Origin of the sequence: Rhodococcus sp. NPDC056516, from assembly GCF_042794655.1 — a bacterium.
Classification (GTDB): domain Bacteria; phylum Actinomycetota; class Actinomycetes; order Mycobacteriales; family Mycobacteriaceae; genus Rhodococcus_F.
In genome coordinates this window covers 19439-45564 of sequence record NZ_JBHTTG010000002.1, presented here as the reverse complement: position 1 = coordinate 45564, position 26126 = coordinate 19439, and the positions used below count along the sequence as shown (strand labels likewise).

Genomic DNA, 26126 nt, shown 5'->3' with positions numbered 1-26126 from the left:
CGGGCACACGCCTTAGTTGCCCGCGAACGCTTCGATCGGCGGGCAGGAGCAGACCAGGTTGCGGTCGCCGTGTGCACCGTCGATACGACGCACGGACGGCCACACCTTGGGGCGAGCCTTGCCACGCGGGAAGACTGCGATCTCACGCGAGTACGGGTGATCCCACTGCGCTGCAATGCTTCCGGCGGTGTGGGGAGCACCGCGAAGCGGGTTGTCCTCCACCGTCCACTCGCCGGCACCGACGCGATCGATCTCGCCGCGAATGGCGATCATCGCTTCGCAGAACTCGTCGATCTCTTCGAGGTTCTCGCTCTCGGTGGGCTCGACCATCAGTGTGCCGACCACGGGGAAGCTCATGGTCGGGGCATGGAATCCGTAGTCGGCCAGACGCTTTGCGACGTCGTCGACGGTGACGCCGGTGTCCTTGGTCAACCCGCGCAGATCGAGGATGCACTCGTGCGCGACCATGCCGTTCTCACCGGTGTAGAGAACCGGGAAGTACTCGTCGAGTCGACGCGCGATGTAGTTTGCCGACGCGATGGCGGTCAGGCTGGCGCGGCGCAGGCCCGCAGCTCCCATCATCCGGATGTAGGTCCAGGTGATGGGCAGGATGGACGCACTGCCGTACGGCGCTGCCGAGATCGTGCCTCCACCACCGAGTTCGGGGGCCATCGGGTGTCCGGGCAGGAACGGCGTCAGGTGTGAGCGCACACCGATCGGGCCGACGCCGGGTCCGCCGCCGCCGTGCGGGATGCAGAAGGTCTTGTGCAGGTTCAGGTGGCTGACGTCGCCGCCGAAGCGTCCCGGACGAGCAAGGCCGACAAGCGCATTGAGGTTCGCGCCGTCGACGTACACCTGGCCGCCGGCGTCGTGTACCGCTGCGCAGATGTCGGAGATCTCGTGCTCGTAGACACCGTGCGTGGACGGGTAGGTGATCATGATCGCGGCGAGACGCTCGGCGTGATCGGCGATCTTCGCACGCAGATCGTCGACGTCGACGTCACCGTTGGGACGGCACGCGACAACCTCGACGCGCATCCCGGCCATGACAGCCGAAGCCGCGTTGGTGCCGTGAGCACTCGAGGGAATCAGGCAGGTGTCTCGGTGATCGTCGCCGCGGCTGAGGTGATAGTTGCGGATCGCGAGCAAGCCCGCGTACTCCCCCTGGCTGCCGGCGTTGGGCTGGAGGCTCACGTTGTCATAGCCAGTCACCGCGACCAGCCAGTCTTCGAGATCCTTGATGATCTTCAGCAGACCGGGCGCATCCGACGTGGGCGCGAACGGGTGGATCGCGTTGAACGCGGGCCAAGTGATGGATTCCATCTCGGCGGTCGCGTTGAGCTTCATGGTGCACGAACCCAGCGGGATCATGCTGCGATCGAGCGCAATGTCCTTGTCAGACAACGCGCGCAGGTAGCGGAGCATTGCCGTTTCCGTACGGTAACGGGTGAAAGCTTCGTGCTGCAGGTAGTCGGAGGTGCGCTCCTGAGCAGCGGGAACCGAGTTGCCCTCTGCTTCGATGGCGACAACAGCGTCTTCGATGCCGAACGCGTCGAGCACTGCGAGAACGTGATCGGCGGTGGTGGCCTCGTCGCACGAGATGCCGACGTGATCGGCGTCGACCAGGCGCAGGTTGATCCCGGATTCCTTGGCCGCAGCGACAACGTCGGCAGCCTTGCCCGGAACCTGCGCCAGCACGGTGTCGAAGAACGAATCGTGGACAACGGTCACGCCGCCTTCGCGCAGGCCGTTTGCCAACGCGTTCGCGCGGGCAGCGACGCGCAACGCAATCGCCTTGAGCCCCTCGGCGCCGTGGTAGCTCGCGTACATCGCAGCGAGGATGGCGAGGAGCACCTGAGCGGTACAGATGTTGGACGTCGCCTTCTCGCGGCGAATGTGCTGCTCACGTGTCTGCAGCGCGAGGCGGTATGCCTTGTCTCCGTCGGCGTCGATCGAGACACCGACCAAGCGGCCGGGTAGCTGACGCGCATGCTTGGAGTGCACGGCCAGGTAACCGGCGTGTGGACCGCCGTACCCCATGGGAACACCGAAACGCTGGGTGGTGCCGAAGCACGCGTCCGCACCGAGTTCGCCCGGCGAGGTGATGAGCGTCATCGCAAGGAGGTCGGCGCCGACGGCAACCAGTGCGCCGCGCTCGTGAGCTTCCGCGATGATCGACGTGTAGTCGACGACCCGTCCCGAGGCTCCGGGAATCTGGGCGATGACGCCGAAGAAGTCACCTTCGGGAAGACCAGCGGTGAGGTCTGCGGAGACGATCTCGATGCCGAGCGGCTCGGCGCGAGTCTCGATGACGGCGAGGGTCTGCGGGTACAGATCGGCGTCGACGACGAATCGCGGGGACTTGCTGCGGTTCGCGCGGCGCAGGAGCGTCATGGCTTCGGCGGCTGCGGTGGCCTCGTCGAGCATCGACGAGTTGGCCAATTCCATGCCGGAGAGATCGGCGACCATGGTCTGGAAGTTGAGGAGGGCTTCGAGGCGGCCCTGGCTGATCTCCGGCTGGTACGGGGTGTATGCGGTGTACCAGGCCGGGTTCTCGATGATGTTGCGCAACAACACCGGCGGCGTCAACGTGTCGAAGTAGCCGAGCCCGATCATCGACGTCGCGACGGTGTTCTGGGCGGCGAGAGCGGTCAGTTCGGCGAGTGCCTCGTGCTCTCCGACCGGCAGCGGCAGAGCGTCGAGTCCGGCGGCGATGCCGTCCGGTGCAGCGTCGAGGATGACGGAAGGGACGGCCTTGGTTGCCAGTTCGTCGAGTGAATCGACCCCGACAAGTTCGAGGATGCGCGCGAGTTCCGCGGCGTTCGGACCGACATGGCGGTCGGCAAATATACGGCTTGCAGCGTCGATCACGACAACTCCCAGACAGATCGGAGGATCAGGACACACACCGACCTGCGGTGTGTTCCTCCCCCTCTGTCGCATGCTCGATTCCCGAGCGCCTGAGAGATTCGGTAGTGACCCGCCAATCGACGGAAGCCACAGCCTTTCCCCGTCGGCGGGTGGGTTGTCCCACCGCTTTCCAGAGGCGTCGGAGCCCGTACGGTCCTTGGTGCCTGAGAGATTGACGGGGAGGTATTGCTCCTTCGGCGCCCTGATCCCGCTCACCACTGGCCTTTGAAACAAACGCTGCAACAAACACTGCAGCAAAGACTAGTTCGGTGAATCGGTATCCGAGGCTCTCCCGTACGCCGGCGACGCACGCCCAGTCTAGTGGACCGAGGCGCCTACCTGCACCGTGGCATCCTCCAAAGAGATGTGACGTACGTTATCCGGTTTTGCGGCTGGCGCGATTCTTGCGTCGTGAGGCCAACTCGTCCTCCGGGTTGGGATCACTTTCACCGCCGTCGGCTCGCTCGGCCGGGAAGTCGGCGATGGTTCCGGTGAGTTCACGCATGGCGCCGCTGACCGCGATGCCGAACACACCCTGCCCACCTTGAAGAAGGTCGACGACCTCTTCGGGAGACGTGCACTCGTAGACGGTGGTGCCGTCGGAGAAGAGCGTGATGTTGGCAAGATCGCGCACGCCGCGCTTGCGCAGGTGATCGACGGCAACGCGGATGTTCTGCAGCGAGATTCCGGTGTCGAGCAGACGCTTCACGATCTTCAGGACGAGGATGTCCTTGAAGGAGTACAGACGCTGGCTGCCGGATCCGGCAGCGCCGCGAATGGACGGCACGACCAACGACGTCCGTGCCCAGTAGTCCAGTTGGCGATAGGTGATCCCGGCAATCTGGCAAGCACTGGGTACTCGGTATCCGACCAGATCGTCAGGAATGGAGTCGTCCGGGAACAAGCCGGGCTGCAGCTCTTCGGAAGACAACTCTGCAGTCGGATCGGCACTACCGGTTATGCCCGTTCCGCGCTCATTCGACTGTTCTTCCACTGCCGTCTCCCTCTCGCTTCGCCATCATGTAACCAACCTGTGCTATCAGCAGTCACGAGAATCCCGTGCCGACCGAACTTTCAGATGTGAATCCAAGGCAGGTAATTCCATGAGTGGACTTACCCAGAGTACGCCTCGATCGACAAGGCGAGAAGATCTCCACCGCACGCAACGGTAAGACCAGGAGGGTGCGCGGTCAACGCAACACGCCGACCGAGACTCAACCTCTACTTGAGAGTTGAAGACTAAAGTCCGCAACCAGTCAAATCAGGCTAGCCATCAGTGGCTTTGAAATCGTCCGGCGAGATTGTGTCGAGGAATTCCTTGAACTTCTCGACCTCGTCCTCGCGCTCGTCGGGAATGACGAGACCGGCTTCGGCCAGGACGGCCTCCGACGCGAAGATCGGAACGCCGATGCGCAAGGCCAATGCAATCGAGTCCGACGGACGTGCCGACACGGTGGTCTGCTCGTCGAAGACCAGATCCGCGTAGAACGTGCCCTCTTGCAGGTCCACGATCCGCACTTCCTTGAGACTCCGACCGAAGGATTCGATCAGAATCTTGATCAGATCGTGAGTCAGCGGACGCGCCGGCTCGACTCCCTGTTGTTCGAGAACAATCGCGGTAGCTTCGGTTTGCCCGATCCAGATCGGCAGGTACCGATCGCCGTCGGACTCCCGCAGCAACAGGACCGGCTGATTCTGAGGCTGCTCGACACGAACTCCGATCACACGCATTTCGCCCATCGAGCTTGCCTCCAACCTGACGTGATCCAGTAGACCGACTCCGATGCGGTCGTACTGAAATTCTATTCGAGTGAGCCCCGCTGATCGAGGAACTCAGCGATCGAGACTTCCCCGAACTGCCGATTTGACCAGACACGTGTGCAAAGTCAGTGACAGGGCAGCCAGTTCCCGGACCATTTCCTCGGCGCGATCACGCGCTCCGGCGTCACGACCTTTGGCAACCGGTCCGGCGATTTGAGTCACCAGTCCCGCTTCGCGGTCAGCAGCCAACTTGAACGCCCGCAGATGGCGAACCTCCAAGCCGTACTCGGACATCGCTTTCGCGGTACGCGCCAATGTCACGGCGTCCTCGTCGAAGAAGCCCGCCGCGCCGGGAACGACCAAACCGGTGCGGATCAGATCGGTCAGAAACCGATCGTCGATGTCGGCGCGCGCGAGAAGATCCTGACGACCGACTCGAACTTCACGGTCGACACGGAAAGCTTCCGGCGAGACATCGCCCGAAGCAATCGACAGGACGCGGGCACGACGAGGCGGAGGAACTTCCGCAGTCACCGTCGCCGCGCCGCTGTCGATCGCTTCGAGTTGTTCTTTGATCACTTTGAGCGGCAGGTACTGATCGCGTTGAGCGGTCAGCACGAAGCGAAGACGCTCGCAGTCCTCCACGGAGAATCTGCGGTATCCCGACGGTGTCCGTTGCGGGCTGATCAAGCCCTCGGACTCGAGGAAACGGATCTTCGAAATCGTCACGTCGGGAAAATCTGGACGCAACCGATCCAGCACGGAACCAATCGACATTCCGGGCTGGCTCTGCTGCCGCACTGCCGTCATTAGCTACCCGCACCTGCTGACGACTCGCCGACCTGCGAACCGCCGGCACGAGGGCCGGTCAGGAACACCAGACGGAACTTGCCGATCTGAACCTCGTCACCGTTCGCGAGAACTGCCGAATCGACAGGCTCACGGTTGACGTAGGTGCCGTTGAGGCTTCCCACGTCGACAACGTGGAAATCTGCATCTTCCTGACGGAACTCGGCGTGACGACGGCTGACGGTCACGTCGTCGAGGAAGATGTCGCTGTCCGGGTGCCGACCTGCCGACGTCGTCGGCTGATCGAGCAAGAAGCGGGATCCTGCGTTCGGTCCCCGCTTGACCACCAGAAGTGCGGCTCCGGCGGGAAGACCTTCCACGCCCGAAACCGGCTGCTCGGCGGCCGGTGCTGCAGAGGAGGTGTTGTCGAGCTCATTGAGGAAGTCCGCACGGAAAACCGAAGTGGTCTCCGCCGGCGACTCCCCATAGCCCGCGTCGTTACCGTTCTCGCTCACTGTTTCTCCTCCTGGGTCAATCATCCAGATCATGAATCACTGGACTACGCAGTGCACTTTCTTCACGAGCATCTTTCACAGTCACGTTCGATACGGCCCTGCGCCCCGACTCGGCACATGCGTACCTAACGACCGTACCCTGCGCAGACCGCCGTGTGCAGCGAGACAGGCCGCGACACAACACGAGTTGGCCGGTCCACGCATAGGTTTTCTACTCGGACGTGAGTCCGTTGTACGCCTCCGCGTCCAGAGTTGCCGCGAGTGCGGCATCGAGTGTGGCTTCGTCGGCAACCTCGAGCTCGACCAACCAACCCTTGTCGTACGGATCGGTGTTGACGAGGTCAGGCTGTCCGTCCAATTCACCGTTCGCTGCAAGAACTTTCGCAGTGAACGGAGCAAAGATGTCGGAGACGCTCTTGGTCGACTCGACCTCACCGAGCGATTCACCGGCGGTCACGTCTTCGTCGACAGCGGGAAGCTGGACGAACACGACGTCACCGAGCTGCGACTGAGCAAAGTCGGTGATACCGACTCGAACTGAGGTCGGGCCGGTCCGCTTCACCCACTCGTGCTCCGCGGTGTAGCGCAGATCGGTAGGTGTATCGAGCTCACTCACAGTGGCTTCCTTTCACAGGCCGTCCGAAAGTCGGACGCAAAAAGATCAATTTCCAGGTTGAGCGTATTGGCGCGGATTCAATTGTCGCAAGACGGAGATCGTGACCTGCTGCGATTGCTCGACCGAGGAACTTCCGCCGTTGCGTGCGACGTTGTCGAAGACGCCTCCGGGAATGTTCAACGCTGCTGCCAACGTCGGCGGATCCCCGATCGCGGTCACAGTGTACGGCTGCTCGATCCGGGTTCCGTCCAATTCGATTTCACCGCCGCGCCCACTCACCCACGAGTTCACGCCGATACGAATGGGTTCGCCGTTCGCACCTGCGATCGAGATGGCTTCGGCACCGGCAGCACGCAATTCCTGGATGAGATCGAGAATCACTTCGGAGCCGACGCCGCCCGCCGGATCCGTCAGGGTCATCGTCACACCCGGTCCGGTCGCAGGAGCGGTCCCCACTTGAATGGAGAGCGAGGTCAGCCGCGCCCGCGCCTCGTCCAACGCTGCTCCGGTGTTGCCGCCGGCTTCCAAAGTGGCAAGCGATTCCTGAAGATTGGCAACTTCCTGCCTCAGCGCGGCTTCGCGCCGATTCAAGTTGTCGAGAACGACAAGGAGGTCGGCAGGGCGCGCGGCGTCGAGTGAATCTCCGGCCACGGTGCTACGTACCTGTGTGGCAATCGCGACACCGAGCACACCCAGGAGCACGGCCGCGAGGATGGCGAAGACGACGTTGGTGCGGTGTTTCGACGGTGAACGCAGTTCGTGCCGACCTTCACTCGCGGTGGTGACGGGTGGTTCTTCGGGTTCGGTCGTAGAGTGTTCCGCCATGACTCACGCTCCGAACAGTCGGCGTCGCAATGCCGCTGCGTTGCCGAAGATCCGGATACCCAACACGACGACGATCGCCGTCGAGAGTTGAGTACCCACACCCAACTGATCACCGAGCCAGACGATCAACGACGCGACAAGCACGTTGAAGACGAAGGAGACCACAAACACCTTCGCGTCGAAGATCTCGTCGAGATACGCGCGGAGTCCGCCGAAGACGGCGTCGAGCGCCGCAACGACCGCGATCGGAAGATACGGCTGGATGACGTCGGGCACCTGCGGGCTGAAAACGACGCCCAGGACGATGCCGACGACCAGTGCTGCGAGTCCGTACAGGGCGGAACCGGCCTTCATCGAACTCCTTCTGTCACTTGGGTTCTGTGGGTTCTGTTGCCACCCGGACGGCGCGCGGCGTCGCGGGTGGCAGTGTCAACGAATCGTCTTCGGCCACCGCGAAACCGACTCCGTACAGTTGCGAGACGCTCGACATTCTCACGTAGGCGTCGCTGACGACGAACTCTCGCTGCAGCGCGCGCGTGTCGCCGATCGCCTCGACGCGGTACGGCGAGAAGACAGGTTGGTTGTCGACGAGCATCGCGCCGCCGGCCTGACGGATGGTCACCGTCGGCCCGATTCGCACGCCGCCGACGGCGATTGCCTCCGCGCCGCCTGCCCACAGCGCGTTGACGACGGTCTGCAGATCTCGATCGAGGACGACGGTCTTGCCGCCGACGCTCCGCTGCGACGCGTCCGTGAGGTTCGGGCGTCCGGCCGGGTCCGTGAGCGTCACCACCAGTCCCTCACCGTGGACAGCTTCGGCCCCGGCACCGGATTCGACCGCTCGCAGTTGGTCGAGGACGGCGCCGCCGCGTACATCGCCTTCGAGCGCCACGCCTCTGGCGGCATCGACGTCGCCGCCGAGCGAATCGCGGGAGGCAGCCAGCGAATCGATTCGATCCTCCGCGTCACGGACCTTTGCCACCAACTCGCTTCGAACTTCTTCGGTGCCGGTCACCTGCTTTGTCGCCTGAACTGCTGAGACCGTGACGATGAACCCGATCAACAGGGCGCCGAGAGCGAGCCACGGCCCGGTCTTCGAGGACGTGTTCTTGGTGTGCTCGTGTTGGCGTTCGAATGCAGTTGCTTCGTAGCCCGGGTCGAGATGTTCGGTCATGAGCGACCGAAGCAGCGACGGTACCGGGTTACGACGGACGTCCTCCCCGGTCGACTTCATCGGGGCACGACCTCGTGCGTTCGCGCCACGTCGACGGCCTTGAGCACGTAGATCGCTGCAGTCCACACGTACAGGACGGTTCCCCAGATCAGGAAAGCGAAACCGAAGGCATGGGTGAACGGTCCGATGGTCCAGTCTCCGTGCCCGGCAAGGATCAACGGCAACGCGAACATCAGCAGGAAGGTCGCGGCCTTACCGAGATAGACGACCTCGGGTGGCGGCAGACCACGCCTGCGGTAGATCGGCAGCGTCAACGCGAGCAGAAGGTCACGGCCGATGAGTATTGCCGCGACCCACCAGGGAATGAAATCGCGGGCGACGAAGGTGACCAGCGCCGTCACGACGTAGAGGCGATCAACCAGCGGGTCGAGAAGGGCTCCCAGACGCGAGGTCTGTCCGAGCACCCTGGCCAGCTTGCCGTCGAGCCAGTCGGTGAACCCGCTGAGCATCAGCAGCGCCAACGCCCACCCGTCCGAGTGGGTGACGAGCAGCAGGTAGGCGAAAAGCGGCAAAGCGAGTAGACGCACGATACTGAGCACGTTGGGAACAGTGAGAATCCGATCCGTGGGGACCAGTTCGTGTTCGCCAGAGTTCACTGCACACACCTCGCATCACTCGATTGCCGTGCGGTCAGCTTTCCACAGCGGAGCTCACTCTTCGCCGAGGCACCGAATCCCGAACACCCCGGAGCGTGTCGAACTACTCTCATCGCCAGGCGAACACCGGCTGTTCGAGGTTGTCGATGCGGGTGTGCCGGCCGTTCAACACCTCGCGGAACTGATAGATGACAGCTCCGGTCGGCGCATGGATCAGGCTCGTTCGGAACGGCCACTGGATCACCGGGTTGGGTGATTCCTCGATGGTGACGAATCGCGAGTCCACGTCGAGCTCCTCCGACGTCACGGCGTACACCTGAGCCACCTCGTCCGGATTGGGTACCAGTCCCCCGACGTCCTCGCCGGACCAGACGACAAAAGGACGGATCACGAATCCCGAACGGGTGACGTAGTCGTCGAGTCGGCCGACGATGTCCGACTCAGGAACTTCGACGCCCAACTCCTCGGACAGTTCCCGAAGCGCTGCTTGTTCGGACGTCTCCCCCGGATCGACGCTTCCGCCTGGCAACGCGAATTGACCGGGGTGAGCTCGCATCTTGCTGGGCCGCTTGGTTACCGGAAACACCGGTGTCCCATCCGCGTTCCGCATGACGACGATGACCACCGACGCAGAACGCCTTCCGTCCAATTCGACCGATCGAGGTTCGAAAGCGGCAAGTGAGGTGACAACGTGGTCCCGATTCAGTAAATCTGCGTTCACCATGGCTCGAGAGTAGCGCCACGGGTCCGAGACCCCCAGTCAGTCTGCTCCATTTTGACCGCTTCGCCTGATTATCGGTCGGTATTCCTGTCATGCTGAACAGGCAGAATCCACCGTGCGGCATGGCGAGAAGAGAACCTCGATGGCTGAGCAGTCCCAGACCCCCACCCCGCAGACCGACGAGAGCGCACCGGGTGCGCCGAATCGGGCCACTCGCTTTGCTTCCGACGCACTGAGTGTCCTGCGGCGCGTGCCGTTCACTTCGATCGTCGTCCTCACCATCACCGTCGTCGGGATTTCGACCGGCGCTTTGTGGAATCACGTTCGCACCTACTCGTGGTTCGACGACATCGCCTACGGAGTTCCCGCCTTGCAGGAAGGCAAGTGGTGGACTCTCGTCACGGGGTGGTTCTTCGGATTGACGCCGGGTCAGTATGTTTCGATCATCATCGTTTTTGCCTTCGCGGTCGGCTGGTGCGAATGGCGCCTGGGAACCAAGAACGCGGCCATCGTCACGATCAGCGGTCAGTTGGCGGGTGAACTGGGTGCATCGCTCCTCCTCTGGGCGGGCAGCCACACCGACTGGGATTGGGCTCGCAACCTCGCCACCCACCGCGACGTCGGTGTGACCACCGCAATCATCGCCGCCCTCGCCGCGACCACGGCAACACTCCGCTCGCCCTGGCGAATGCGAGTGCGCGCCATTCTGTGTGCGTACATTGCGATCGCGTTCCTCTTCGAAGGCCGCCTCGCCGACGTGCAGCACCTCATCGCGGTCGCGATATTCCTGCCGGTGGGCGAGAAGTTCTTCGGCGACGGAGAGCGCGGGTTCATCCCCCGAACGCGACGCGAGATCCGCCTGCTCGGATTCATCGGTCTGCTCCTGATCGGCGTGGTCGAGATCGCCGTCTGGCTGTTCCCCGGAAGCGGACCGTTCGGGCCGACGGAAGCCGAAACCGGTTCCGGCTGGACCGCATTGGTCGACGTGATCATCGTTGCCCTGATCGCGGATCAGTTGCGACGAGGACGCCGCTGGGCCTGGTGGGTTGCCGTCGTGTTCGGTTCACTGACGGTTTTGGCCACCGCCCTCGTCCTCGGTTCGGTCATCTTCTTCGACTACGAGAGCGCCGGGGCCGTCACGGTCGGAACCGCGCTGCTCTGGCTTCTCGAACTCATCTTGTTGATCAAGGGCCGTCACGCTTTTCACGTACCGATGCGGCGCAAGATTCGAGGCGGGCCGTTGTCCGGGAACGATCCGCGCGCCGCCGCTCGGGAGCTGCTCAAACAGCACGGCGGCGGAACCATGTCGTGGATGACGACGTGGGACGGCAACAATTACTACTTCGGCGAGTCGGGTGACAGCGTCGTTGCATTCCAACGGCACGTCGGCGTCGTCGTGGTCCTCGCCGATCCGATCGCGAGCCCCGACCGACTTGCCGCAGCGGTCGACGAATTCACGACGATGTCCGAGGCCAACGGCCTCACCCCCTGCTTGTTCTCCGTGGGGAAGGAGACAGCCGATGCCGCCGCCCGGCGCGGCTGGCGCACCGTTCAAGTCGCCGAGGACACGATCGTCGACCTGCCGGAATTGCAGTTCACCGGTAAATCCTGGCAGGACATCCGCTCGGCGCTCAACAAGGCCAAGAAGGACGACATCACCTTTCGGATGACAACTCTGGCCGACGAGCCGTTCTCCGTGCTGGCTCAGGTGCGCGCCATTTCCGAGGAATGGGTGGGCGACAAGGGACTACCCGAGATGGGGTTCACCCTCGGAAGCGTCGAGGAGGCGCTCGATCGCGACGTCCGGGTCGGTTTGGCCGTCGACCCGACCGGAAGCATTCACGGCGTCACCTCGTGGTTGCCGGTGTACGGCGAAGGCGGAGTGGTCCAGGGTTGGACGCTCGACGTCATGCGTCGACGCCCCGACGGGTTCCGTCCGGTGGTCGAGTTCCTCATCGCATCGTCGGCCCTCGAATTCAAAGAACAAGGTGCCCAATTCGTCTCACTGTCCGGAGCACCACTCGCCCGCAGCGACGACGGCGCCGACGCCGCATCCATGGACCGCCTGCTGGACATGCTCGGAGCCGCGATGGAACCGCTCTACGGCTTCCGGTCTCTTCACGCGTTCAAGAAGAAGTTCAAGCCGAGGTACGAACCCGTTTTCCTGTGCTTCCGCGACGAGGCCGACCTGCCTCGGATCGGAATCGCGCTGACGCGTGCATACCTTCCCGATGCGACGGCTCCCCAGCTGATCAAGCTCGCTACCAGCAAGAGCTGACGCCGTGCGGTCCTGGTTCGAGCACACGGTCGTCGACACTGGCAGGCTCCCACTGTTCTTCCTCCTACTCGCCTTCGTCCTGACGTTCCTGTTCATCCGGTTCAGCGTCCGAATGATCCGGGCCGAGGTCTCGTGGTGGCCCGGCAATGTCACGCCCGGTGGAATGCACATCCACCACATGGTTTTCGGCTTGATGATGATGCTCGTGTCCGGTTTTGCCTTCATCGCTCTGGCCGACTATCACACCCCGATCGCCAATTGTGTTCTCGCGTCGGTCTTCGGTATCGGCAGCGCGCTGGTCCTCGACGAGTACGCACTCGTGCTACATCTGCGCGATGTCTACTGGGCCGAGGAGGGTCGCTCGTCCATCGACGCGGTGTTCGTTGCCATCGCGATCTCGTTCCTTTTCCTTCTCGGAGTCCACCCCATCGGGTTCGCGGGCGAGTTCGACCCGTACGAGCAGGACCGTAGCCTGGCGACGTTGATCAGCGTTGTCGTCGCGATCGTGATCCAACTCGGACTCGCCGTGATCACGTTGATGAAGGGCAAACTCTGGACCGGCCTGATCGGGCTGTTCTTCACACCGCTTCTGTTGGTCGGGGCAATTCGGTTGAGTCGACCGGGTGCGCCGTGGGCGCGCTCGCGTTACCGCGACAAGCCGGCGAAGATGAGCCGGGCAGTCGCCCGTGAGCAGCGCTATCGCGAGCCGATGATTCACGCGAAGATCTACGTTCAGGAAACGGTGTCGGGAAGTTTCGGTTCCACTCCCCCGCCCCCACCGCCGCTCCCCGTCGTCGACACCACAACCCCCACGTCGAAGGTCGGATTGTCGCGGCGGCTCTCGGACAGAATTCGCTGGCGCCGAACTCGCCGACGACTACGAACAGTCCCCGTCTGGCGCCTCCCCGTGATCCTCGTCGTCCTGTCCGTCGTCACCGCCAACATCCTCGTCGGGATCGACGGAGATCTCGTCAGCGACGGCGACGTCGGTACCATTTCCGAGGGCGTGGACGCCGGGGCCACTGCGACGTTGCTCAGCGTCATCGCCGGCGGGATGATCACTCTCACCGGTCTGGTGTTCACCGCCATCACTCTCGCCATGCAGTTCGGTGCCTCGCAGATTTCGGTGCGGGTCGTCCCGATGCTCGCGCAGCAGCGAGTCATGCGGTGGTCGATCGGCATGTTTCTGGCGACGTTCGTCTTCTCCCTGATCATTGCGCTCGATCTGGCGCTCGATTCGGAGAATTCCTCACCGACCATCTCCACGGCGATCGCACTGCTTCTCGCATTGGCCAGTGCGATCCTGTTCATCGCGTTGGTGGCGAAGGTCGGGTCGATTCTCAATTCCAGTCGGTTACTGCGTTGGATAGCGGCCCAAGGTCGCAGCGCGACAATCCGCGCCTATCCGTTGTACGAGGACTTACCTTCCGGCGCACCGAAACCCAGCCGGCCACTCCCCTTGGTCCGGCCGAGCGAGTCCGTAAACTCCGAGAACGTCGACGCACTGGTGATTCGGCTGCGCCATCTTTCTCCCAACGGCCGGATTCTGCTGGCGATCGATCTCGCACGATTGCAGCGGTTGGCCGGTCGCTGGGGCGTCGCTGTCGAGGTGGTGCCCAGCATCGGCGAGTTCGTCGCCCAGAACGCGCCCCTCTTCGAGGTTCGCGGGCCGTCGCTGAAGGTTCGTCCGGACACATTGATGTCGTGCCTGATCTTCGGCGACACGCACAGCCCGGTCGTCAGCCCCGGTGCAGCGCTGCAGTCGATCGTGGACATCGCGCTCAAGGCGCTCTCACCCGCCATCAACGATCCGGGTCGAGCTGTCCAGGCGCTCGATCACATCGAGGATCTTCTGGTGCTGCTAGCCCCGAGAGTCCGCTTCGACACGGCCACCTCGGATCTCACGCTGATCCGCGGGCAGCAACGCACGTGGGCTGACTACGTGTCGGTCGCCACCGACGAGATCCGCCACTTCAGCACCAATTCCGCACAGGTGCAGCGGCGTCTACGCGCGGTATTCGCTACCTTGCTCGAGGCCTGCCCGCCGGACCAACATCCTCCGCTGCTCGAGCGCGTCGACGCTCTCGATGCGCAGTTGACCCGAGAATGGACCGGCGCACTCGACCTTCGGCTCGCGAGTGTTGCAGATCCGCAGGGATTGGGTTCCGAAGCCGGGGCAACCGGACGAATTCACCCGCTGATCATCGGGTCTTCGGAACTTCCGGACGATCGTTCATCCGGGCAGGCCGAGTCGCGTTCCCAGCCAACCTAATTGACTCGCCAATCCAGCCGACCACACCTGGAAGCTGTGCCCTCCGTCGACCTCGGCGTACTGGACGTCCATCCCTGCGGCCTTTGCGGCTTCGTAGAGCGTTTGAAGACCTGGGCGGTAGTCGTTGTCCTGTTTGCCGACCACGAACACCCCGGCGCTGTCGGGGAACTTCTTCTCCCGGAGCAGATCCTGCGGATTCACTGCCACGAACGCGGCTTCATTGCCGCCGAACGCTGCATCGACCGTCTGCTTGCGATCGCCGAGTGTGGGTTCGATCTGACCGGACAGATCCAGGAACGTCGGATAGACCGCGGGGAAGTTCGTTGCCATCTGGAACGCGCAGGTACCGCCGTAGGAAAGTCCCCCGATCGCCCACTTCCTCGGGTCGGGATCCACCTGGAGGTTCCCGCGCACCCAGTCGGGAACATCGCGCGAAAGGTACGTCGCGACGTTCCCGAGTTGAGAATCGACGCAGAGCGGATTCGCCAGTTCCGACCCGGTCCCGTCAGCTACGACGACGACGGGAGCCAAGCCCGAATGCGCAGCGGCGTAGGCGTCCATCGTCTGGACGAGGCGGCCACCCTGCAGCCAGTCCTCGGGCGCGCCTGGTTGACCGGCAAGCAGTACCAACACCGGCAACTCCGGTCGCGGGTTGGTGAAATACGCGGGCGGTAGGTAGATCTCGGCGTCACGGGCGCTGAATCCGGAAACCGTCCCCGCAATCGTGACCGTGCTGACCTTGCCGGCCGACGGCATGTCCGCCGGCGCCTTCCATTGCGATACCGGAACTGCGCCGTCCTTGCCGTCGTCCAGGTCGGCGAGCGAAACCTTCTCCGCGTCCGAGAGTCCCAGCGCTGTTCCTACGGTCGGGTACGACTGGAACTGCAGATTCACGTGAGCCGCGCTCGACACGACCACCAGCAGTACGGAGACCACGGTGAGCACACGGCCGTCGATTCGCGTCGCGGCAAAGATCCTCGAAACACCCAGCAGCACACCCAGAATGCCCAGCCCGATCCACACGTAGACCGGACGGGCAATCGGATCCGGGAACGGATGCCACACCTTCTCGATCAGCCAGTACAGCACCAGGGTTATCCCGATTGCCGCGACGATGCAGACGGGAATCGAAATCAGGACGTGACGCCTCGACCTCGAAAACATGAGCCACAGTAGTGCCAGAATTCCGAGCACCGTCACCACGGGTGGGACGGGGCCCGTGACCAGCGACAGATCCGTGATCTTGTGCACGTCGTCTCCCGTCGCAGCCCTGCCTAGACAATATCCAAGAACAGGACATTTCGGAGCTGATGGCCTCAGATCACCGCGTTCGACGCCTGTGCACGCAGATCCCGGGCCAGGTGATCTCGCCGCTCGCGAACCAGCCTCCGCAGCGACGCGGGCGCACCTTCATTGGCATGGATCCAGGCATCGACCGCAGAAGTATCTTCGGCTGCCGGAAAGAGCCCGTTCACCAACCGTCGCGCAATCTCGATGCTGCGTTCCGACCACCACTTCCCCAGAGACGAGAAGTACTCGTCCGCATATCCCTCGATCAGTGACGCGTCCGTGCCCGAACGGAATCCGGCGATCGTCGCATCCAGGCGGTCGTTCGAGAGTGCGACATCGGTGGTCGCCGACGCCCAGGCAGCCTCCTTGGTCGCGGTATCGGGAATCGACGCCACAGCGCGGACGTACGCCGTTCGACCCGCCGACGTGCTGTCCTTGCTCAGCTCACCGTCGAAGTCGCTCACACTCGCATGGCCGGTCGCGGACAGGGCGATCCACAATGCCCACCGCAGATCAGGATCGAGAGCCAGTCCGACCGGCCCCGGGCAGGTGCCGTCGAGTATCGACCGCAACTCGTCGGCGCGAGCATCGTTGACCGCTGCAGCGGCCGACAGAGCCCGTGCCCATGCCAGCTGTCTTCCGGACTCCGGTTCGGCTTCGAACACCGCCTTCCAGGTCGTTTCCAACCAGCCTGCACTTACATTGGGCCGCAAGCTTTTCGGAACGTAGTGAAGAACCGCGTATTGGGCATCGGTCAGGATCGAGCTGAGAATCGCAAGATCTGTCTCCGCGGGAGCAAATCGTTCCACCATGTCGAGGTACCGGAACACCGAGAGCTGCGCATCACGCACCGAGTTCCACAGCGACGACCAGATCACCCCGCGCGCAAGCGGATCGCTCACGCGGTCCAGGGATGCCTCGACCGTGGACAGAGATTCCGCGTCCAATCGCACCTTCGCGTAGGTGAGGTCTTCGTCGTTGAGCAGTGTGAGCGCTCCAGGCGGAAGGTGGACCGACGTCCGGGATTCGGTGATGTCGAGTTCGACGCGTTCGGTGCGAACAAGATCTCCGGACTCGTTGTAGTCGTAGATTCCGACTGCGAGCCGATGCGGCCGCGGGTCCGTCTGGACCACATCGGTTCCGTCGAGCGACAGCGTGGACACCCCGGTGGTCTGCAACCAGATTCGGGCCCATTCGCGCACATCGCGTCCGGAAGTCTCCGCGAGCACGTCGAGCAGATCGACCAGCGTGGTGTTCCCGTACGCGTGGGCCTTGAAGTACCGTCGTGCCGCTTCGAAGAACGCGTCACGCCCGACGAACGCCACAAGTTGTTTGAGGACACTGGCGCCCTTGGCATAGGTGATTCCGTCGAAGTTCAGCTTCGCGGCTTCGAGATCGACGATGTCGGCGACGATGGGGTGCGTGGTCGGCAGCTGATCTTGGAGGTACGCCCACGCCTTCCGCTTGATGGCAAATGCTACCCAGGCATCGGTGAAGCGAGTGGCTTCGGCGCTGACCAGCGATCCCATGAAATCGGCGAAAGATTCCTTGAGCCACAGGTCGTCCCACCAGACCATGGTCACGAGATCGCCGAACCACATGTGCGCCATTTCGTGCAGGATCGTGTTGGCGCGACGCTGGTGCTGCTCATCGGTTGCGGTGCCGCGGAACACATACGCCTCGGTGAAGGTCACCAGTCCCGGGTTCTCCATGGCGCCGAGGTTGTACTCGGGGACAAAGATCTGGTCGTACTTGCCGAACGGATACGGATAGTCGAAGTGCTCGGCGTAGAAGTCCAACCCCTGACGGGTGATGTCGAAAACGTTGTCTGCATCGAGGTGTGGAGCCAACGACGCCCGGCACAAAGCGCCCAACTCGACAGTGAGTTCGCCGCGACTCCACGACGAGGCCACACGGTGATACGGCCCGGCCGCGATCGCGGTGATGTAGGTCGAGATCGGCAGCGTCGGGGCGAAAGTGACGCGTTGCGCACCGTCGACGGAGAGAGTCTGTGTCGCGGGCTGATTCGACAGGACTTCCCAGCCGTCAGGTGCTGTCACCTCGAATGTGAAGGGCGCCTTGAGGTCCGGTTGCTCGAAGCAGGCGAAAACACGTCGGGCATCGGCGGGCTCGTATTGCGTGTACAGATACGTCTGATCGTCAGCGTCGTCGACGAATCGGTGCAGCCCTTCGCCGGAACGGCTGTAGTGGCCGTGTGCTGCCACCCGAACGACGTTCGATCCGCCGAGCCCGCGCAGCACAATCCGGGATCCGTCGTACTCCACCGGAATCGACGCACCGTCGACCTCTACGGAATCGACTGCAGCACCGATGAAGTCGAGCCACGTGGACTCCGCAGACGACGTCAGATCAATTGTCGTGACGGTCGAAAAGGTCTTCGAGGCAGAGTCCGCCGCCGATCGCAGATCCAACTCCACCCGGTACCCGGTGACGTCAATGATTCGAGATCGTTCGGCGACTTCGCTTCGATTCAGGTTCGCAGTACTCACGCACTCGATCCTGCCAGGCCGCGCGCGGCGATGTGAGCCGCAGTGTGCCTATCCCTTGAAAGCGCCCTGCCAGACGGTGTCGAACGGGGTGTGTGCCGAGACGCGGCCTTCGATGCCCGCCGTGACGAACTTCTTGGCCAGAGCGACGGCTTCTCCCACGTCGGCGCCCTTCGCCAGTTCGGCGGTCACTGCGGCGGCCAGCGTGCAACCGGCGCCGGAGACGCGCTCTTCGCCGACCTTGGGGGCGGAGAGAACCGTCACGTCGGTCCCGTCGAACAACACGTCGACAGCGTCGCCACCGGCAAGTTCGACCCCGCCCTTTGCGAGCACGTACTTGGGTCCCAGGTCGTGGATACGACGTGCGGCCTCGATGAGCTCGTCGACGCTCTCGATGCTGTCCATTCCGGCGAGGGTGCGTGCCTCGAAAAGGTTGGGTGTGACGACAGTGGCGAGCGGAAGGATCGAATCACGAAGTGCCGTATCGGTATCGAGCGCCGCACCGGGCTCCTGGCCCTTGCAGATCAGGACCGGGTCGAGGACGACGTGGCGCCAGGACTGCCGACGCAATCCCTCTGCCACAACCTCGATGGTGGCGGGCGTGCCCAACATGCCGATCTTGACGACGTCCAGATCGTGAGCCGCAGTGGCAGCCTCGATCTGATCAGCGATCACGTCAGGAGCGATGGGCACGAAGCGATGACCCCAGTTGTTCTTGGGATCGAACGAGACGATGCACGTGGTGGTCGCTACGCCGTAGACGTCCAATGCCTGGAACGTCTTCAGGTCGACCTGCAGGCCGGCACCGCCAGTCGCTTCGGACCCAGCGATGACATAGGCGAGGTCAACCACAGCACAATCTCCTTCTTCGGACTTTCGAAACGCGCGTGGATGGCCACGAACGCGGGGCCCAGTTTATCAACCGGCCCGACGTCGAGTTTTCGCCTATGCGGCCACCGGGGTCCCCCACGCGACGTCGTTGTCCTCGTACCCGAACGGCGGACCGACGAATTCGCCACCACAGGTGATCAGAGCGATGGTCTCGGGTCCGTCGAGAGTGTTCAATCGCTCGACCGGCAGCTCGCCGTCCTTGCCGTAGTGATCGACCGCATCGATGCGGTAGTTCCAGACTTGTCCCCCGGCGCCCGTCACGGTCACGATCGAGCCGATGTCCAAGGTGGAGAACTTCTTCCCGAAACCGTCGCCTTGATAGATATCGTTGATGTGGCCGGTGATCACCACGGTGCCCGCGCCGGAGCCGGGAAAGGCCGAGTCCGCCCACCACCCGATCTCGTTGACGTCCTCGGGCGGAACGAGCGAGCCGTCCGTCGTCGTTTTGATCGGCAGGATGTCAGCGGTGCTGTCGCCTATGCGCAGCGTGCTCGGGACATCCGGACTGTCGACTGAGGCGCGAACTGCCGGCGGCAAATCTTCCTGGCCGGTCGCGAGGACTCGAGTCGGCGAGTTCCCGTCGTCGGAACATCCGCCGACCAGGAACATCGTTGCCACTGCCGCAGCGACGCATGTCCGACGGATCACAGATCCGTGTGTCGCTGTCACGGACGAGAAGTCGGGCCGGACGGGACCTGGGAAATCGGAACGCGGTTTCCGACGTCGCGACCGGGAAGCGCGCCTCCGTTGTCCCCGACGCCCCCGCCGGATCCGTTGTCGCCGTCACCACCGCCGTTCCCGCCACCACCTGGGCCTGGACCGGGGCCGGGGCCGGGGCCGGGACATTCACCTCCCGGATCGGTAGTGTCGCCGCTCAAAACGATCTTGACCGCAGAGAGGTTGACTGTCCGATTCTGGGCTACCTGACCCGGAGTGGCGACATCGAAGGCGAGCTTGGCACGTACGGGGATGACCGAACCGTCGTCAGCGTCGGTGACCGTTGACCCTGACCGGCCGAGATCTTGGGTCAACGTCATTCTGGAGATCAAATCCTGATCTCCGGTCAAGCCGGCGCCGTCGATCCGAAGCGTGCCTCGGACGGGACTTCCGTGGGCTCTGATCGTCACCGACGCGCGAAACTCGAGGATGTCTCCGGGCACGGTTCGCCATGCCTCGATCGAGTTGATTTTCGTTCCCGGTGAACCAGTCGAGATGTCGTACCAACCGTCGATCACGGCCGGATCGAGTGACATCGAATTCTCGTTGATTTCCGAGTTGCATGCGCGGGTGAGCGCGACGGGGGCAGCCGATCCCACAGCGGGGAGTGCTGTCGACACAACGGTCGCCAAGACGAAGGCCGTCGCGGTGATGCCCGCGGTACGCCTGCCGAAGATCGTCATTCTCTCGCTACTCTTTTCCGCGGACCGTAGCTTCCGGTCAATTCAGTCAAAAATACCAGTACAGCTGGACAAATAGGTCGAATTCCGTGCCGAATTCCTCTTGTTTTCTGTGAACTTCGGTTACGAGCAATTCCTCCGCACACGCGTTCCGGCAAGGGATACATCGCATCCACAGGGGCCAGAAGTTACATTTCACCCGCACATCGGAGCAGGACGCACTGATTTCTCACCGCATTGGACAGGTATTTCCGTTTCATGGCGGTCAGCCGGTGGAACAACGATCACTACAACGAGCGTGCCGGGCACGTGTCCGGTCGCCCCCACCGAATCAAGGGAAACCGTCATGTCGGATACAACGTCAGTCAAGCAGGGTTTCGCGGTAGGAACATCGATCGGGGCAGCCGTCATCTTGGTGACGGTCGGCATCGTGCAGTTCTTCCAGGGACTCGCTGCCGTCGCCGAAAACGAAGTGTTCGTAGTCGGGATCGACTACGTCTATCAATTCGACCTGACGACGTGGGGTTGGATCCATCTCGTGCTGGGCGCGCTCGTCGCTCTCGTCGGGCTCGCACTGTTCACCGGAGCGGCCTGGGCGCGAGTGTCGGCCGTCGTGATCTGCGCGATCTCGATCATCGCGAACTTTTTGTGGCTGCCGTACTACCCCTGGTGGTCGACTCTCATCATCGCGCTGAACATCGTCGTGATCTGGGCGGTGTCGACGTGGAAGCCAAGCCATTCGACAAACGCCGCGGCGCACACATCGTCAACGCCGACTCGATCTGCTTGAGTTGAAAGTATGTGCAGGTGGATGGCGTATTCGGGAGAACCGATACTCGCCCATGACTTGCTGTTCCGACCACAGCACTCGCTGATCGACCAGAGCCTGCATTCTCAACTCGGGGCCACGACGACAAATGGCGACGGCTTCGGAATCGGCTGGTACGGGGAAGGCCCACAACCGGCAGTGTTCAAGAGCATCGAACCCGCGTGGAACGACTCGAACCTGCGCGAGGTCACCTCTCAACTGCGGACCCCTCTCATGTTCGCCCACGTGCGCGCCTCGACGGGAACTGCGGTGCAGCGCAGCAACTGTCACCCGTTCCGGCACCGGCTGTGGTTGTGGATGCACAACGGTTCACTGCGCGGATTCCACGACATGAAAAGGGAATTGGTGACTGCCATTGATCCGTCGCTCTTTCCGGATCTCGAAGGATCGACGGACTCGGAAACCTTGTTCTTTCTCGCGCTGACGTTCGGCCTGACTGACGATCCGTTCGAAGGTGTCGCGAGGGCCGTCGGATTCGTCGAGCACACGGCTCGCTCTCAGGGAATCGACAATCCGGTTCAGATGACCGTCGCCACGTCGGATGGCATCTCCACCTGGATCTTTCGCTATTCCAGCGAGCACCAGTCGAGGTCGTTGTTCTTCTCCACCGAGATTTCCACGCTGCGCAAGCTCCATCCAGAGGTAGAAGCCCTGCACCATCTGAGCGAGGAGACCCGAATCGTCGTCTCCGAGCCTCTGCGCGACCTTCCTGGCGCCTGGAACGAGGTTCCCGAATCCGCCGCAGGCGTCATCCGGCCCGGACGGGACGAGATGCAAACCTTTGTGCCGATCCCACCCAGATAGGTAAAGCGGGTAAAGACCTGCTGTTGCGCCGCATTCTCGAGTCGGATGGGTCAAGATGGCGTGATGTGGAAACAGGCACTCGGGTTTGCTTTGTTCGGGGCGACCGTCGCCTCGGTCGCCGCGTCGCTGACACAGGGGTCTTTACAGGCGTCGGCCACGATCACACTTTTTTCGGGTGGCACGACAATCTCGGGCTTCGCCGGTGAATCACAATGGAACTGGTCGATAGACGCTGCGGTGATCGGCGCCCTTCTGGGCGCGCTGACCGGGTTCGTGCTCCGCCTCGCGGGCGTGCGAATCTCCGGAGGCCAAGACAATCGACTGGTTCGAACTGTGGTGGCAGGCATCGCAGGCGTCACGCTTGGGCTGACGCCCCTGTTGGTCTTGATCGGCATGGCATTCACCGGGTCGGTTGATATGGGATGGTCCCCGCTCCTGGTCTACGCCGTCAGCGGTCTTCTGGCCTATGGCCTTTCGGTCGCCGCCGTGTTCGGAGTTCTTCGCGCTGCCGGGGATCGACTTACTGTTCGCACCACACGAGCGGTGGCGGTGATACTTCCGGTAGGGGCGTTGGCGGCGACTGCTGCAGGCGTCGGTACTGCGTGGAAGCTGGGCTTCTCCACCGCCGCTCCCACCTGGATTGCAGTCGTACTGCTGGTGGTGCTCGTATTGGCCGTGACGTTCGTTGCGGCCCGGGCGTGGGCTCTACGGATGCAGCCTCACGACTTACCAGAAGTCGTATAAGCAGTGGACCGGTTGATTCCGACGGGCGCATCGAGATGAGGGGCGAGCGAATCTTCGCGGGACTCGTCGTCGGCCTTCTGCTCGGGCTGTTCGGCTATCTGCCGTTGGTACTCCTGTGGCAACACTTCGCAGATGTCCCGCAGCCGCAGCTTTATCCGAACCGTTCGTTCACGTCGTTCGGCCCCAACCCGCCACCGCTCACCTACTGGATAAGTTGGGCGGCGCCTGCCGCCGTGTTCGTCATTCTCGGACTTATGACTATTCCCAGCCGCATCGGCAGGCAATTCGCGTTGCCATTGGTGCTCGCGTTCCTTTCTGTGGCGGCAATGGTGGCGTGGTTCTGGATCTCGATGGAACTGTTCTTCAGCCCCGACTGATCACTCACTCGATCGCGTATTGCGAAGCCCGCCGCGAGCACGCGCAGTGGCGCGCTTGTTCTGCAAGGCGATCCCCTGATGCACCGCAGCAAGTACCAATGCCAGCACTGCCGCAGGGAGACTCCCCACCATCGACAGCAGAGACGGCATACCAGAGCTGAAAGCGGTAAAGAAACCCACCACTGCAGCACAAAGCATTGTCGCCGAGACGATCCAGGAAACGAATGGTCGCGGGATCACGGCTGGAATGACGCACAGGGCCACCGGTAAGGCGAGCACCAAGAAGAGCTCTCGTCCGAAATAGTCATGAATCGAGCGGTAACAATAAGCAGAACTGAGCGGGCCGAGGCCTATTTCGCAATCGGTGATCTCATACAGCGGCCACTGTGCCGTCGCGGATCCCAGAATCCCGGTGGCGACCGCCAATACAACCCACGCGATCCGAATCCCAATCATACGAAGAGATCATGCCAGTAAGGATCATTGCGCTCCGGAGCAGAACGCGAAATGCACGAAGGGCGATAACGTCGACGGTAATCGAAAAATGAAATCTCAATCGGTTTTGTCAGGCACGGCCGCACGACGTTCCTTCTGCTTGAACCCGAGGGAACGCAGGTCCGAAGAACCTGTCTGTGAGCGCATGCCGCCGAAAAGGGAGGTTGGCGCCCCACCTGACAAGGCGCGTCCACCACCGACAACAATGGTCGCCATGGACGAGAATCTACGCAATCTAGCCCGCGACGTGGACCGAAAGTGCCGCCTGACGGGTAAGTTCACCCTCCGCTCCGGAATCACCGCATCCGAATACTTCGACAAATACTTATTCGAAACCGATCCGGACCTTCTACGCCGCATCGCCGATTGCATGGTTCCGTTGGTTCCCGAACACACCGAAATACTCGGTGGACTGGAAATGGGCGGCATCCCGATCGTCACCATGCTTAGCCAGGCAACCGGTCTACCGGCGGTCTTTATCCGCAAGGAACCGAAGCAGTACGGAACAAACAAGCTTGCAGAGGGAGTTGACGTCGGAGGGAAGGCTGTCACCCTCGTCGAAGATGTCATCACCACTGGGGGTGCAGTCCGGAACGCAACTTTCGCCCTTCGGGAGCTGGGCGCCGATGTTTCGGTAGTTCTGTGCGCGATCGACCGATCGGACACAGCGGGCAAAACACTCTCGGATGTCAACCTGCGGATCCGATCGGTATTCACCAAAGGGTTCTTGGACTCAACACTCGATCACTAAGGTGAACGATTCACGGAATTCTCACACAGCTCGCGTATAGAACGAACCATGAGTTAAAGAGCGTGCAAACGAAGAGACCCGCCTCTATCGTGATCCGATGGTATCGATCAAGAAGATTCAAGTCACCTTCGACTGTGAGGAACCTGAGCGCGTAGCGCAATTCTGGTGCGAAGCTTTAGGGTACGAGCGCAACGGATCGGGATGTATCGACCCCTCGGGTATAGGTCCGCGCCTGTACTTCCAGCGCGTTCCTGAAAACAAGGTAGTCAAGAATCGACTACACATTGACGTGCGAGTCGGTACAGGACTCGTGGGCGAAGAACGCGTGGCCGCGCTCGAATCCGAATGCGCACGTTTGATCGCACTCGGCGCAGTACGTGTGCGATTACTACGTGCCGATGGCTACCACGAGTCATGCCTCGTGATGCAAGACGTCGAAGGTAATGAGTTCTGTCTCGATTGAGTCACTGCTCACATGGAACCGTCGCGAGTCGATTAGTGTTCCCAGCCGCAGAGCGCCAAAACTTGCTATGGCTTACGAATGCAAGCGAACCAGAACACAGTCCATTCGAGTCTGTAATGATCTCTTCAAAGTTGCCTACCGCCAATGCGGCAGTTGGTCCTTGCAGTTAGACCGCATTGTCATCGTTTCCAGGCATAGTGGGTCTGCGATGCTCAGACAACTTGGGAGGCTCAACTGGGCGGCGAGGTAGAACGCCCGCAACAGGCGGCGGTCGTATCGCCTCTGCCGCCACAGGTTTCCGCTCACCCGACCCGAATCAGGAGGTTTCGGCGCCAGACCTGCGATGCGCGACAACCGATCTGGGTTCCGAACGCAGTGAGATCACCACCAGTGACAGCGAGGACTTCCGCTCCGAGCACCGGACTGAAGCCGACCATCGACTCGACCACCGCCGTATCGCCAGCGTCTGATGACCAGATAACAAGATCAACGTCGCCTTGACATTGGTGAGGTCCAGCGCCCGCTCCATCGCCGGGAAATAGGAGCAAAATCGCCAAACGATGGATAAGCGCCGTAGAAATACTCGGTTTATCGGCCGGTCGACACCACGAACTTTGCAATCTCTTGTGTTCGTGCTGCTAACCTTCCGCCCATGCCGGTTTCTGCGGATATTCGCGAGCGCCTTCGGTCTTACTTGGATCCAGATGACGAGATCCGGTACGTATTTCCAGCGGACGTTCTGATGAGCGCGAAACCGAGTGTGTTTGTCGTGGTGAGCCGAAAGGCGATCACCGTGTTCTCGACGAGCTTTCGGTCCAGAAAAGTGCCGAGATCGATCCTCACCCAGTTTCCGGGAATGACCGTTCTCGGACCGGTCGATACTGCGTCCACGCCGCACTTCACTGCGGCGGGCATAACGTACGAGATCGACGAAGAATATGTTGCAGTCGTGAACGCTGGCGACGCGGAGATCACGTCACCGCAGGACTTCCCGCGCGATCCGTTGCCGAACCTCTGACGGCACAAACAAAAAGGCAGTTTCTCATTTCTGAGAAACTGCC

The 26126-nt window shown here is 62.2% G+C and carries 27 protein-coding genes, 1 pseudogene and 1 riboswitch; of the genes and pseudogenes, 9 read left to right on the top strand and 19 right to left on the bottom strand.

What is annotated here, in order from left to right; genetic code table 11:
• Positions 1 to 12: 12 nt before the first annotated feature.
• The 11 genes from gcvP to ACFQ6Y_RS05335 form a co-directional block, all read right to left on the bottom strand.
• Positions 13 to 2871, bottom strand: coding sequence for an aminomethyl-transferring glycine dehydrogenase (gcvP, locus tag ACFQ6Y_RS05385; RefSeq protein ID WP_378629960.1), 2859 nt, complete (start codon positions 2869 to 2871; stop codon positions 13 to 15).
• Positions 2872 to 2924: 53 nt separating this feature from the next.
• A riboswitch (glycine riboswitch) is annotated at positions 2925 to 3054 on the bottom strand.
• A gap of 232 nt (positions 3055 to 3286) precedes the next feature.
• A complete protein-coding gene (locus tag ACFQ6Y_RS05380; RefSeq protein WP_378631307.1) occupies positions 3287 to 3871 on the bottom strand; it encodes a MerR family transcriptional regulator in 585 nt (194 codons plus the stop codon).
• A 305-nt stretch (positions 3872 to 4176) separates the two neighbouring features.
• Positions 4177 to 4650 (bottom strand): bifunctional nuclease family protein, encoded by a 474-nt coding sequence (locus tag ACFQ6Y_RS05375; protein WP_003946194.1) that lies wholly within the window; start codon positions 4648 to 4650, stop codon positions 4177 to 4179.
• Positions 4651 to 4743: 93 nt separating this feature from the next.
• A complete protein-coding gene (locus ACFQ6Y_RS05370; RefSeq protein WP_378629956.1) occupies positions 4744 to 5481 on the bottom strand; it encodes a MerR family transcriptional regulator in 738 nt (245 codons plus the stop codon).
• Positions 5481 to 5975, bottom strand: a complete 495-nt coding sequence (gene garA, locus ACFQ6Y_RS05365) for a glycogen accumulation regulator GarA (RefSeq protein WP_003946166.1) — start codon at positions 5973 to 5975, stop codon at positions 5481 to 5483. Before garA ends, ACFQ6Y_RS05370 begins: the two co-directional genes overlap by 1 nt.
• Before the next feature lie 211 nt (positions 5976 to 6186).
• The gene (gcvH, locus tag ACFQ6Y_RS05360) at positions 6187 to 6591 is read right to left on the bottom strand and encodes a glycine cleavage system protein GcvH (RefSeq protein WP_317552772.1); all 405 of its coding nucleotides are present in this window, start codon (positions 6589 to 6591) and stop codon (positions 6187 to 6189) included.
• A gap of 45 nt (positions 6592 to 6636) precedes the next feature.
• Positions 6637 to 7416, bottom strand: a complete 780-nt coding sequence (locus ACFQ6Y_RS05355) for a DUF881 domain-containing protein (RefSeq protein ID WP_378629954.1) — start codon at positions 7414 to 7416, stop codon at positions 6637 to 6639.
• A 3-nt stretch (positions 7417 to 7419) separates the two neighbouring features.
• The gene (locus ACFQ6Y_RS05350; RefSeq protein ID WP_003946178.1) at positions 7420 to 7770 is read right to left on the bottom strand and encodes a small basic family protein; all 351 of its coding nucleotides are present in this window, start codon (positions 7768 to 7770) and stop codon (positions 7420 to 7422) included.
• A 13-nt stretch (positions 7771 to 7783) separates the two neighbouring features.
• Positions 7784 to 8650 carry a DUF881 domain-containing protein gene (locus ACFQ6Y_RS05345; protein ID WP_378629951.1) on the bottom strand — a complete coding sequence of 289 codons (867 nt, stop codon included), beginning with the start codon at positions 8648 to 8650 and terminating at the stop codon, positions 7784 to 7786.
• Positions 8647 to 9246, bottom strand: a complete 600-nt coding sequence (locus tag ACFQ6Y_RS05340) for a CDP-alcohol phosphatidyltransferase family protein (RefSeq protein ID WP_378629948.1) — start codon at positions 9244 to 9246, stop codon at positions 8647 to 8649. The genes ACFQ6Y_RS05345 and ACFQ6Y_RS05340 overlap by 4 nt, the downstream gene beginning before the upstream one ends.
• Positions 9247 to 9355: 109 nt before the next feature.
• Positions 9356 to 9970: an NUDIX hydrolase gene (locus ACFQ6Y_RS05335; protein ID WP_378629946.1), complete on the bottom strand. Its 615-nt coding sequence runs from the start codon at positions 9968 to 9970 to the stop codon at positions 9356 to 9358.
• A 139-nt stretch (positions 9971 to 10109) separates the two neighbouring features.
• On the opposite strand from ACFQ6Y_RS05335, the gene ACFQ6Y_RS05330 reads away from it, so the two are divergent.
• Entirely contained in the window at positions 10110 to 12245 is a 2136-nt protein-coding gene (locus ACFQ6Y_RS05330) for a bifunctional lysylphosphatidylglycerol flippase/synthetase MprF (RefSeq protein ID WP_378629943.1), read from the top strand.
• Positions 12246 to 12249: 4 nt separating this feature from the next.
• Entirely contained in the window at positions 12250 to 14517 is a 2268-nt protein-coding gene (locus tag ACFQ6Y_RS05325; protein WP_378629939.1) for a DUF2254 family protein, read from the top strand.
• Here the strand turns inward: ACFQ6Y_RS05325 and ACFQ6Y_RS05320 are convergent.
• The 5 genes from ACFQ6Y_RS05320 to ACFQ6Y_RS05300 form a co-directional block, all read right to left on the bottom strand.
• Entirely contained in the window at positions 14479 to 15768 is a 1290-nt protein-coding gene (locus tag ACFQ6Y_RS05320) for an alpha/beta hydrolase (protein ID WP_378629936.1), read from the bottom strand. The two genes, ACFQ6Y_RS05325 and ACFQ6Y_RS05320, sit on opposite strands and share 39 nt — an antisense overlap.
• Positions 15769 to 15833: 65 nt before the next feature.
• Positions 15834 to 18317, bottom strand: coding sequence for an aminopeptidase N (pepN, locus tag ACFQ6Y_RS05315; RefSeq protein WP_378629933.1), 2484 nt, complete (start codon positions 18315 to 18317; stop codon positions 15834 to 15836).
• A 48-nt stretch (positions 18318 to 18365) separates the two neighbouring features.
• Positions 18366 to 19166: a bifunctional hydroxymethylpyrimidine kinase/phosphomethylpyrimidine kinase gene (gene thiD, locus ACFQ6Y_RS05310; RefSeq protein ID WP_317829079.1), complete on the bottom strand. Its 801-nt coding sequence runs from the start codon at positions 19164 to 19166 to the stop codon at positions 18366 to 18368.
• Positions 19167 to 19259: 93 nt separating this feature from the next.
• A complete protein-coding gene (locus ACFQ6Y_RS05305; RefSeq protein WP_378532859.1) occupies positions 19260 to 19874 on the bottom strand; it encodes a class F sortase in 615 nt (204 codons plus the stop codon).
• On the bottom strand, positions 19871 to 20605 hold the full coding sequence (locus ACFQ6Y_RS05300) for a hypothetical protein (protein ID WP_378629930.1): 735 nt from the start codon (positions 20603 to 20605) through the stop codon (positions 19871 to 19873). Before ACFQ6Y_RS05300 ends, ACFQ6Y_RS05305 begins: the two co-directional genes overlap by 4 nt.
• 343 nt (positions 20606 to 20948) lie before the next feature.
• Between ACFQ6Y_RS05300 and ACFQ6Y_RS05295 the strand changes: the two genes are divergently transcribed.
• Genes ACFQ6Y_RS05295 through ACFQ6Y_RS05280 form a run of 4 tightly spaced genes read left to right on the top strand, consistent with a single transcriptional unit; the run spans position 20949 to position 23356 of the window.
• Positions 20949 to 21392: a hypothetical protein gene (locus ACFQ6Y_RS05295; RefSeq protein ID WP_378532856.1), complete on the top strand. Its 444-nt coding sequence runs from the start codon at positions 20949 to 20951 to the stop codon at positions 21390 to 21392.
• Positions 21393 to 21413: 21 nt separating this feature from the next.
• Positions 21414 to 22235, top strand: a complete 822-nt coding sequence (locus tag ACFQ6Y_RS05290; protein WP_378629928.1) for a class II glutamine amidotransferase — start codon at positions 21414 to 21416, stop codon at positions 22233 to 22235.
• Positions 22236 to 22280: 45 nt separating this feature from the next.
• Entirely contained in the window at positions 22281 to 22979 is a 699-nt protein-coding gene (locus ACFQ6Y_RS05285) for a hypothetical protein (protein ID WP_378629926.1), read from the top strand.
• A 35-nt stretch (positions 22980 to 23014) separates the two neighbouring features.
• A complete protein-coding gene (locus ACFQ6Y_RS05280; protein WP_378629924.1) occupies positions 23015 to 23356 on the top strand; it encodes a hypothetical protein in 342 nt (113 codons plus the stop codon).
• Here ACFQ6Y_RS05280 and ACFQ6Y_RS05275 read toward each other — a convergent pair whose 3' ends face one another.
• Positions 23357 to 23812: a hypothetical protein gene (locus ACFQ6Y_RS05275; RefSeq protein WP_378629920.1), complete on the bottom strand. Its 456-nt coding sequence runs from the start codon at positions 23810 to 23812 to the stop codon at positions 23357 to 23359.
• Positions 23813 to 23908: 96 nt separating this feature from the next.
• Positions 23909 to 24067: a hypothetical protein gene (locus ACFQ6Y_RS05270; protein ID WP_378629917.1), complete on the bottom strand. Its 159-nt coding sequence runs from the start codon at positions 24065 to 24067 to the stop codon at positions 23909 to 23911.
• Here ACFQ6Y_RS05270 and pyrE point away from each other — a divergent pair.
• Both pyrE and ACFQ6Y_RS05260 read left to right on the top strand, forming a co-directional pair.
• Positions 24066 to 24602: an orotate phosphoribosyltransferase gene (gene pyrE / locus ACFQ6Y_RS05265; protein ID WP_378629914.1), complete on the top strand. Its 537-nt coding sequence runs from the start codon at positions 24066 to 24068 to the stop codon at positions 24600 to 24602. The genes ACFQ6Y_RS05270 and pyrE overlap by 2 nt on opposite strands.
• 97 nt (positions 24603 to 24699) lie before the next feature.
• Positions 24700 to 25065, top strand: coding sequence for a VOC family protein (locus ACFQ6Y_RS05260; RefSeq protein WP_378629912.1), 366 nt, complete (start codon positions 24700 to 24702; stop codon positions 25063 to 25065).
• A gap of 225 nt (positions 25066 to 25290) precedes the next feature.
• Here the strand turns inward: ACFQ6Y_RS05260 and ACFQ6Y_RS05255 are convergent.
• Positions 25291 to 25517: pseudogene (locus tag ACFQ6Y_RS05255) on the bottom strand (transposase); the annotation flags it as partial.
• Between the two features lie 290 nt (positions 25518 to 25807).
• Between ACFQ6Y_RS05255 and ACFQ6Y_RS05250 the strand changes: the two are divergent.
• Entirely contained in the window at positions 25808 to 26083 is a 276-nt protein-coding gene (locus ACFQ6Y_RS05250; RefSeq protein WP_378629909.1) for a hypothetical protein, read from the top strand.
• Positions 26084 to 26126: the final 43 nt, after the last annotated feature.

Coding starts and splice junctions, on each gene's coding strand:
- ACFQ6Y_RS05375 (WP_003946194.1), bottom strand. CDS start 4,650: ATGGGCGAAATGCGTGTGATCGGAGTTCGTGTCGAGCAGCCTCAGAAT.
- ACFQ6Y_RS05370 (WP_378629956.1), bottom strand. CDS start 5,481: ATGACGGCAGTGCGGCAGCAGAGCCAGCCCGGAATGTCGATTGGTTCC.
- ACFQ6Y_RS05355 (WP_378629954.1), bottom strand. CDS start 7,416: ATGGCGGAACACTCTACGACCGAACCCGAAGAACCACCCGTCACCACC.
- ACFQ6Y_RS05350 (WP_003946178.1), bottom strand. CDS start 7,770: ATGAAGGCCGGTTCCGCCCTGTACGGACTCGCAGCACTGGTCGTCGGC.
- ACFQ6Y_RS05345 (WP_378629951.1), bottom strand. CDS start 8,650: ATGAAGTCGACCGGGGAGGACGTCCGTCGTAACCCGGTACCGTCGCTG.
- ACFQ6Y_RS05335 (WP_378629946.1), bottom strand. CDS start 9,970: ATGGTGAACGCAGATTTACTGAATCGGGACCACGTTGTCACCTCACTT.
- ACFQ6Y_RS05330 (WP_378629943.1), top strand. CDS start 10,110: ATGGCTGAGCAGTCCCAGACCCCCACCCCGCAGACCGACGAGAGCGCA.
- ACFQ6Y_RS05300 (WP_378629930.1), bottom strand. CDS start 20,605: ATGACGATCTTCGGCAGGCGTACCGCGGGCATCACCGCGACGGCCTTC.
- ACFQ6Y_RS05295 (WP_378532856.1), top strand. CDS start 20,949: ATGTCGGATACAACGTCAGTCAAGCAGGGTTTCGCGGTAGGAACATCG.
- ACFQ6Y_RS05290 (WP_378629928.1), top strand. CDS start 21,414: ATGGCGTATTCGGGAGAACCGATACTCGCCCATGACTTGCTGTTCCGA.
- ACFQ6Y_RS05285 (WP_378629926.1), top strand. CDS start 22,281: ATGGGTCAAGATGGCGTGATGTGGAAACAGGCACTCGGGTTTGCTTTG.
- ACFQ6Y_RS05280 (WP_378629924.1), top strand. CDS start 23,015: ATGAGGGGCGAGCGAATCTTCGCGGGACTCGTCGTCGGCCTTCTGCTC.
- ACFQ6Y_RS05275 (WP_378629920.1), bottom strand. CDS start 23,812: ATGATTGGGATTCGGATCGCGTGGGTTGTATTGGCGGTCGCCACCGGG.
- pyrE (WP_378629914.1), top strand. CDS start 24,066: ATGGACGAGAATCTACGCAATCTAGCCCGCGACGTGGACCGAAAGTGC.
- ACFQ6Y_RS05270 (WP_378629917.1), bottom strand. CDS start 24,067: ATGGCGACCATTGTTGTCGGTGGTGGACGCGCCTTGTCAGGTGGGGCG.
- ACFQ6Y_RS05260 (WP_378629912.1), top strand. CDS start 24,700: ATGGTATCGATCAAGAAGATTCAAGTCACCTTCGACTGTGAGGAACCT.
- ACFQ6Y_RS05250 (WP_378629909.1), top strand. CDS start 25,808: ATGAGCGCGAAACCGAGTGTGTTTGTCGTGGTGAGCCGAAAGGCGATC.